The following is a 7,842-nucleotide window of genomic DNA, read 5'->3' on the forward strand; positions in this document are numbered from 1 at the left end:
CGCTGCTCCTTTACGTTAGGAATACGGATAAAATCCCCTGCCCGCCTTTTTCCCGGTCCAGCCCTTTGCCACATACTCGTTCAATAACGGGCATGGAACGTACTTGGGATCTTTCAGTCCATCGTGCATCACGTTCAGGATCGCGACCACGGTATCGAGCCCGATGAAGTCAGCCAGCGTCAGCGGACCCATCGGGAAGTTGCACGAGAGTTTCATTGCCGTGTCGATGTCTTCGCGCGTCGCGAGCGCTTCCTGCAATGCATACGCGGCCTCGTTGATCATCGGCATCAGGATCCGGTTCACGATGAATCCCGGCCGGTCGCGCGAAACGACCATCGTCTTGCCGACACGTTGGACTAATGTCTGCACCGCCGTGAACGCTGCGTCGCCGGTCGCGGCACTGCGAATCACTTCCACGCACGGCATCAGCGGGACCGGATTCATGAAATGCATCCCGATCACGTTGGCCGGCCGTTGCGTGGCCGCCGCCAACGCGCTGATCGCGATGGACGACGTGTTCGACGCAATCGTAACGCCCGCGCGCAACACGCGATCCAATTCGCTAAAGAGCTGCATCTTCAGCGCGACTTGCTCCGGCACTGCTTCGACGACAAAATCCGCTGCAGCAAAGTCACCAAGCTGCGTTGTTGTAGTGAGTCGCGCGAGAATCGCTGCGGGCTCCTCCGGCAACTTCCCTTTTTCTTTCAGCTTCGCGAGCGATTTTCCGATCCCGGTCACCGCGCGCTCCAACGCCGCCGGCGCGACGTCATGCAGCACCACGCGCAATCCCGCTTGCGCGAAGACCTGCGCAATCCCCGCCCCCATTTGCCCCGCGCCCGTCACACCGATTGTTGCAATTGTCATAACCGCTCCACAAGCAGCGCCGTGGCCTCGCCACCGCCGTTACACAACGTCGCCAAGCCCAACCGTTTGTCGTAGCGCCGCAACGCGTACAGCAGCGTCGTGAGAATGCGCGCCCCGCTCGCGCCGATCGGGTGTCCCAACGCGATCGCGCCGCCATGCACGTTCACCCGCTTCGGATCCAAGCCGCATTCTTTGATCGCATGGAGTGCCACACAGGCAAAGGCCTCGTTGATTTCAAACAGATCAATCTCGCCCACTTTCACGCCGGCACGTTCGCAGACGCGCGTGATCGCTCCGGCCGGCGCTGTGGTGAACCATTCGGGCGCTTGCGAAAAGGTCGCTTGCGCCACAATGCGCGCCAATCCCTTTCCGCCCAACGTCTTGGCCCGCGCCTCACTCGCGATCACGAGCGCCGCAGCCCCATCGTTGATGGAAGAGGCATTGGCCGCAGTGATCGTGCCCTTCGCGTCGAACACGGGTCGCAAGCTCGGAAACTTGTCGATGTTCCCGCGCCCCGGCTCTTCGTCGTCGCGCACAGTCAGCGACTCGCCCTTCTTTTGCGGGATCGTGACCGGCGCGATTTCGTCGCGGAAGAGGCCGTCGCGGATCGCTGCTTGCGCCCGACGATAGCTTTCCGCCGCAAAGGCGTCTTGTTGTTCCCGCGTGAACTGATGCGTGCTGGCACACAGCTCGCCGATAATGCCCATATGGCAATTTTTGTAGGGGTCCCATAATCCGTCGGCGATCATGCCGTCGATCAGTTCGCCGTTCCCCATCCGATACCCGGTCCGCGCCTTCGGCAAGTAATACGGCGCGTTCGACATCGATTCCATGCCGCCGGCTACCGCCAAGTCGATATCCCCGGCACGAATGGTTTGGTCGGCCAACATCACCGCCTTCAACCCCGACCCACACACTTTATTGAGTGTCAGCGCGCTGACCGACGGCGGCAATCCGGCGGCCAACATTGCCTGGCGGGCCGGCGCTTGTCCGATCCCCGCCGGCAACACGCAACCGACGAAGACTTCTTGCACGTCTGCGGGCGACACGTTGGCGCGCGCGACGGCCTCGGCAATCGCGACGCCTCCGAGCTGCGCCGTCGACACCGAACTGAGTGCCCCTTGAAACGACCCGAGCGGCGTACGCGCCGCACTGATGATGATGCTGTGTGGCATAGAAACTCCGATATGTTGATTACTTATGGGCCAATCCCATAACGGGCGACTCCCACTTTGTAAAGCGCTTTGGCATGATCCGGCTCAGCCAACTGAACAGTTGCCGAACAGGCAGGGTCACTTTTTGCGAAACTGTAATCGAATCGGCAAGCCGGGCGCATCGAACGCGGTCTCGAAGTGTTTCAACAGATAGCGTTGATACGCCTCCGGGATGCCTTCCGGGAAATTAGTGAAGAGGGCCAGGCGTGGCGGCGCCACGCCGATTTGGGTCCCGTAATAGAGCTTCACGTGATGGTCCCGGTAACTGGGCAAATGATGATTCCGCTGCGCCTCTTCGATGAGTTGATTCACTGTGCTCGTGGTCAAGCGCCGCTGCGCCGCTGCGCCGTAGTGTTGGATCGCCAGCCACAACGCCTCCGTGCCGTCACCCACTTTTGCCGACAACAGCAACACCGGCACGCGGCCCAATTCCCCCAGCACTTCGTGCGCCGCTTCCAGCGCAGTCTCCCGCTCGATGCCCCGCGGCCGTGCCAAGTCCCACTTATTCAACACGACCAAGGTCGGCCGCCCCGAGGCGTGCGCCGTCGCCACCAGCGAACGGTCTTGATGCGTCAGCCCTTCGGTCACGTCGGTCATAATGACGATCACGTTCGCGCGTTCCATAGAACGCAACGACTTCATGACCGAATAGATCTCGAGCGCTGCATCGGTGCGGTTCTTGCGCCGAATCCCCGCCGTGTCGAGCAACGTATAGCGAGCGCCGTTGCGTTCGATCGCCACATCGATCACATCGCGTGTCGTGCCGGGCTGTTCGTGCGCGACGACCCGCGCTTCGCCGCACAACGTGTTGACGAGCGTCGATTTTCCCGCGTTGGGACGGCCGATAATTGCGATCTGCAACACCGAGGCATCCGGCGTCGTCGGATCCACTGGCGCCGGCACGTGCGCGATGATCGCGTCGAGCAAATCGTCGACGCCACGGCCATGTTCCGCCGAGATCGCTTGTAACGGTTGCACGCCGAAACGCGCAAAGTCGTGCAGTCCCTCTTCCCCCGCCTCCAATTTATTCACGATATAAAAGACCGGCACTGCGCTTTTCCGCACCAGGGCCACGACGGTTTCGTCCAATGGGACCGGGCCTTCGCGGCCATCGAACAGACACAGGATCGCATCCGCTTCGGCCACCGCATGCAGGCTCTGCTCGGTCACACGGTCGGCCAGAGAATCCCCGCCGGTGACGATCCCGCCGGTATCGACCACTAACCATTCGTGTCCGCACCACTCGCAGGTCCCATAGAGGCGATCGCGCGTCACGCCCGGCTCGTCGTGAACGAGCGCTTGGCGCCGCCCCACTAAACGATTAAAGAGCGTCGACTTGCCAACATTCGGCCGGCCGACGATGGCCAACAATGGTTTCTGCGACATAGCGCGCGCTTCTACGCCGCCGATCCGCGCAATGCAAGTCTTTGCGCACGCCTGTGGATCGTGGGTTGTCTTGCTCCGGAAGATTGCGTAGAATGGCAACACCATGACTGAACTGCTCACGGTGACCGTCAACGGCACCACGCTCCGCGTCGCCCCCAGCACCACGATCGCCCAGATGCTCCAACAGACCCCGCACCCCGGACCCGCGCCCGCGATCGGCGCCGTGGTCGACAATCGGATGAGCGGCCTCAATCGCGCGATCCGTCACAACGCCAATCTCACCAGCATCGACGCCACGACGCGCGAGGGAATGGAAATCTATCGCCGCACCGCCAACATGATCTTCTTCGCGGCGCTGGCGGAATTCGACCCGAGAGCCAAAGTGGAAATCGGTCAATCGTTCGACGAAGGCTACTATTTCGACACGCTCGGCTTCGAACCGACGCCGCAGGTCGTCAACCAATTGGAAACGCTGATGCGCGAGATTGTCGCGGCGGCCATCCCGCTCGATCCGCTCTGGATCCCGATCGAAGAAGCGATGCAGATCTTCGAGCGCGCCGATCGTCAAGTCCGCGTGTTGCTGTTGCGCCAAATGCGTCGTTCTGAAGTGCCCGTCCTCACGATTCGGCAATACACTGGTTACGTGCACGGCCCGGTCGCGCCGAACACCGGGATGATCGAACAATTCAAGCTCCATCCCCACGAAGGCGGACTGATCCTCGAATTCCCGAACCAACAGGGCCAGCTCGCCGGAGTCATTCAACCGCGTCCCAAACTGATGGCGTTGTATCGCGAACGAAAGCGCTGGAATCAACTGCTGAAGGTCGACAACGTGGCCCAATTGAACGAAGCGGGGAAGCACGGCCACATGAGCGACGTGATCAAGATCACCGAGGCATTGCACGAAAAGAAAATTGCGGCCATCGCCGATCAAGTCGCGGCGCATCCGGAAGCGCGGTTTGTCTTCATCGCCGGGCCATCGTCGTCGGGCAAGACGACGTTTACGAAGCGGCTCGCCGTCCATCTGCAAGTGAACGGGATCACGCCAGTGCAACTCTCGCTCGACAACTATTACGTCGACCGCGAAGACTCGCCGACTCATCCGAACGGCACATATAACTTCGAATCGATCGAGGCCCTCGATTTACCGTTGCTGCACGACCACCTCCGCCGTCTCGCGGCGGGCGAAGTGGTGGAAACGCCGATTTATTCGTTTCCGCGCGGCCGCCGGATCGGCAAGACACGCCGCATGCAACTGGAACCGGGACAGATCGGACTCGTCGAAGGAATTCACGGCTTGAACGATCGCCTCTCGGCCTCCATTCCACGCCGGCAAAAATTCAAGATCTACGTCTCCGCGCTCACCCAACTCTGCATCGACGACCACAACCGAATCTTCACGTCGGACAGTCGGCTGTTGCGCCGCATGGTGCGCGACCGCCAATTTCGCGGCACTGCGGCCGCCGACACGATCATCGGCTGGCCCAGCGTCCGCCAAGGCGAATCGGAAAACATCTTCCCGTTCCAAGAAGAGGCCGACGCGATGTTCGACTCGGCGCTCTGCTACGAACAAGCCGTGCTGAAACCGTACATCGAACGCTATTTAACCGAAGTCCCGATGGAGAGCCCGGCGTATGTCGAGGCGCTGCGGCTGTTCCGTTTCATCGACCTCTTCATCCCCGTGCTCGCCGACGAAATCCCCCACACCTCGATCCTCCGCGAATTCATCGGCCGCAGCTCGTTCCGGTATTAGGGCGAATCACAGAAAGGCGAGGAGCACACCGTTCGTCACTGGAGGGTTTTTTTCTCCGTCGCGGCGCGGCGCTCCCGCAGTCCGTCCAGCTGCCGCACTATGAGTTCCTCGGCAAACTCCGCATTGTCGGCCGCGCGAACGAGTGCCGTCAGCACGTCGAGAGCGCTCACTCCGGTTGCGGCCTGCCATGCGGAAAGCGTCTCTTCCAACGCCTGCTCCCACTCAGTCCGGTCGGGTGCATCCGGCCCCAGTTGATCCAGTTCACACAGGAGGGCCACACACTTGACGGGATACAGATAGACCGCAGATTGAGGGATGCTTCGCCTGCACCAGTCGCGACGCATGGCCACGGCGACATCCAGAGAAAACACTTCTCGCTCGGAGGCAGCAAGCGACGGCGCCATCGTGGAGGCAAACAACACGCTGTACAATTGAGGAACAACGGTTGGGTCGGGCACCGAGGCTGGGGATTCTTCCCCCCGCTGGCGCAGGAACCATGCCTCGCCATCCCCGTCTCCCTGGTCATGGGCAACCGTGGCGCCCCAGTCCGCCTCCTGCCATTTGCCCTGCGGCGTAGCGGCCGCCAGGACTTTTTCCACTAGCCGTGCCTTCAGCTGCTCATACCACCAATGCGTCGTACTCGCGCCACCCTGGTTGCGAACCGTCGCCCACAACACGTATTCCATCGTACCGTCGCTGAAGAGATCGCAGAGCGAGGCCTCCGAAATGGCGTCCGGCTCCAGCAGAATTCTGCCCAAGATGGCGTAACAGAGCGCCACACAATCCGCTGCGAAGTCCGCCACCTGCTCTGCAGGAACCGACGTCATCAGGATGCCGCTCCAGGCCAGCCCCGCATCGGCCAGCCAACGACCGGCACGTATGCAGTAATCCGCAGTCACCGCCAAGGCCCGTGAGGGGCTGGCGTCCATGGCGTCACTCGGAACGCACCGAACGGTCATATCGGTCAGCAACGGGAGCGTCGTGAGCACGTCCCCCGCATACGCTGCTGGGAGCTGCGGGTAGAGAGCGAGGGCCAACGGGGACAGGATTGCAATCGGCTCGTAGATGGCGCCCGCTGGGGCGCGGCAGACTGCTGCCCAGAGACGCAGGCCGGCGTGCCCCTGAGGGCCACGATCGGAATATTTTTGCGCCAACAGCGCAGTCGCGGCAGCGGTCGCGGCCTGCGGATCCCCCCTTGCCGCGTGCGACAGCAGACGACTGGCCTCACGCATCCAGGGATGCTCAGCGGGACGAACGCGGGTTGCCCAATGCGTGCGGAATCGTCCCGAAGTGAGCGTCTCGGCACTGAACCCGACTTGGCGGTCAGTACTGAGTCGGTCGAAGTAGGTGGTCACCCGAGTGAGCAGCGCTTGGCGTGCTGGTTGTATCATATATTTCTCGCCTCCTCGTCCCATATCGGCAGCACGGCGAAAAAGTTGCGAGAATAATGACGCGCAAAGGCTCCCACGCTACACAAGGCTTCGCGCTGCGCTTCGGCAAAAAATACCGCCTCACCGTCTCCAACGACCACATCGTCTCGTCCAAAGCAACCGGCTTCACCCTCAAAATCCTCCCCTCCCCACACCGACTCTCCCGCGCCAAGGCCAGATGTGGTGGGCAGTCCTGGACGACGCTGCTGGCGGCCAATGCGCCCCCTATCGACGACTTTCAGCATGGCCTGCTGCCAACAGGCCATGCTGCAGGTTGCGAAAGCATTTCCGTCGTCGTGTATAGCAACTTTTTCGCGGCCGCGCCGATACCGGTATAATGAAGAAAATAATGGGGGAACCCCACGTTCGACTCCACCCGTATCTGCGCCATTGGTGCGCGCACAGTGCCGCGAGGGCGTCCCGCCCGATCGGGGCATGGACAGCGGTGGCACAGACCATCACCGGACCGGTGGTCGCGGCCAATCCCCGGATGGACGCGGCCGCACGCGGCGCGGCGCTGAAGGCCGTGAACGCGTGGGCGCAGCGCCTCCCCAGCGGGGCGGCGCTGGCGGACCAGGCGGCGGGCCTGATCGAGTGGGCGGGGTTTTGCGCGGGCGTGCACGGCCAATCGTGGACAGATTTCCCGCCACTGGGCGACCGCGAGAGTCCCCTCGCCTGGGCGCAGGCGGCGTTGCGCGCGCAACGCGCGGCACCCGGGCGCGGCGGCCGTTTCTCTGCCGCACACGACGCGTTCTGGGCGGACCTCGTCCCGCAGCTCGGCGGGCTCGACAGCCCGCCGGTGGCGCGGGCATTGACCGCGTGGATCCGCACCGTGCCACCGGGCACGGCCATCACGCCCCCTCTGATCGACGTCGCCCAGGCGGTGTGCGATCAGGTCGCGGCCGAGGTGGCGGTGGGCGCGGCCGCAGGCCTGCCGCGGAGTCGGCTCGCCTCCCGCGCACATCAAGTGGATGCCATCACCGTGATCGCCCAGCGGGGCTGGCTTATCGGGAGCGCATGTCTGCTGGGAGGTGCCGCCGCGGCAGCACTCCACGCCAATGCGCGCTCGATCATCAGTCACATGCTGGCCAGTGGCGACTTGGACTACGGCACGACCGTCGTCGCGGCCCTCCCCACCAAACTCACGGCCCTCGACGCGGCGATCACGGCCCTGACCGACCCCGCGGTCCAGACC

7 protein-coding genes are annotated in these 7,842 nt (G+C 62.8%); 3 read left to right on the forward strand and 4 right to left on the reverse strand.

Annotation, left to right across the window (positions count from 1 at the left end; genetic code table 11):
• Nucleotides 1-15 precede the first annotated feature (15 nt).
• The 3 genes from HY696_07175 to der form a co-directional block, all read right to left on the reverse strand.
• Nucleotides 16-864 carry a 3-hydroxybutyryl-CoA dehydrogenase gene (locus tag HY696_07175; protein MBI4238180.1) on the reverse strand — a complete coding sequence of 283 codons (849 nt, stop codon included), beginning with the start codon at nucleotides 862-864 and terminating at the stop codon, nucleotides 16-18.
• Nucleotides 861-2,039: an acetyl-CoA C-acetyltransferase gene (locus HY696_07180; protein ID MBI4238181.1), complete on the reverse strand. Its 1,179-nt coding sequence runs from the start codon at nucleotides 2,037-2,039 to the stop codon at nucleotides 861-863. The genes HY696_07175 and HY696_07180 overlap by 4 nt, the downstream gene beginning before the upstream one ends.
• Before the next feature lie 117 nt (nucleotides 2,040-2,156).
• Nucleotides 2,157-3,569: a ribosome biogenesis GTPase Der gene (der, locus tag HY696_07185; protein ID MBI4238182.1), complete on the reverse strand. Its 1,413-nt coding sequence runs from the start codon at nucleotides 3,567-3,569 to the stop codon at nucleotides 2,157-2,159.
• Between der and HY696_07190 the strand changes: the two genes are divergently transcribed.
• The gene (locus HY696_07190) at nucleotides 3,568-5,217 is read left to right on the forward strand and encodes a nucleoside kinase (GenBank protein ID MBI4238183.1); all 1,650 of its coding nucleotides are present in this window, start codon (nucleotides 3,568-3,570) and stop codon (nucleotides 5,215-5,217) included. The genes der and HY696_07190 overlap by 2 nt on opposite strands.
• A 35-nt stretch (nucleotides 5,218-5,252) precedes the next feature.
• Here the strand turns inward: HY696_07190 and HY696_07195 are convergent, their stop codons facing one another.
• A complete protein-coding gene (locus HY696_07195; protein MBI4238184.1) occupies nucleotides 5,253-6,608 on the reverse strand; it encodes a hypothetical protein in 1,356 nt (451 codons plus the stop codon).
• 56 nt (nucleotides 6,609-6,664) lie between these two features.
• Between HY696_07195 and HY696_07200 the strand changes: the two genes are divergently transcribed.
• The gene (locus HY696_07200) at nucleotides 6,665-6,985 is read left to right on the forward strand and encodes a hypothetical protein (protein MBI4238185.1); all 321 of its coding nucleotides are present in this window, start codon (nucleotides 6,665-6,667) and stop codon (nucleotides 6,983-6,985) included.
• Nucleotides 6,985-7,842: hypothetical protein (locus HY696_07205; protein MBI4238186.1), on the forward strand; the 858-nt coding region annotated here is incomplete at its 3' end. The genes HY696_07200 and HY696_07205, both read left to right, overlap by 1 nt.

The sequence above is a fragment of the Deltaproteobacteria bacterium genome, assembly GCA_016210045.1.
Lineage (GTDB): Bacteria > UBA10199 > UBA10199.

Coding starts and splice junctions, on each gene's coding strand:
- HY696_07190 (MBI4238183.1), top strand. CDS start 3,568: ATGACTGAACTGCTCACGGTGACCGTCAACGGCACCACGCTCCGCGTC.
- der (MBI4238182.1), bottom strand. CDS start 3,569: ATGGTGTTGCCATTCTACGCAATCTTCCGGAGCAAGACAACCCACGAT.
- HY696_07195 (MBI4238184.1), bottom strand. CDS start 6,608: ATGATACAACCAGCACGCCAAGCGCTGCTCACTCGGGTGACCACCTAC.
- HY696_07175 (MBI4238180.1), bottom strand. CDS start 864: ATGACAATTGCAACAATCGGTGTGACGGGCGCGGGGCAAATGGGGGCG.
- HY696_07180 (MBI4238181.1), bottom strand. CDS start 2,039: ATGCCACACAGCATCATCATCAGTGCGGCGCGTACGCCGCTCGGGTCG.
- HY696_07200 (MBI4238185.1), top strand. CDS start 6,665: ATGACGCGCAAAGGCTCCCACGCTACACAAGGCTTCGCGCTGCGCTTC.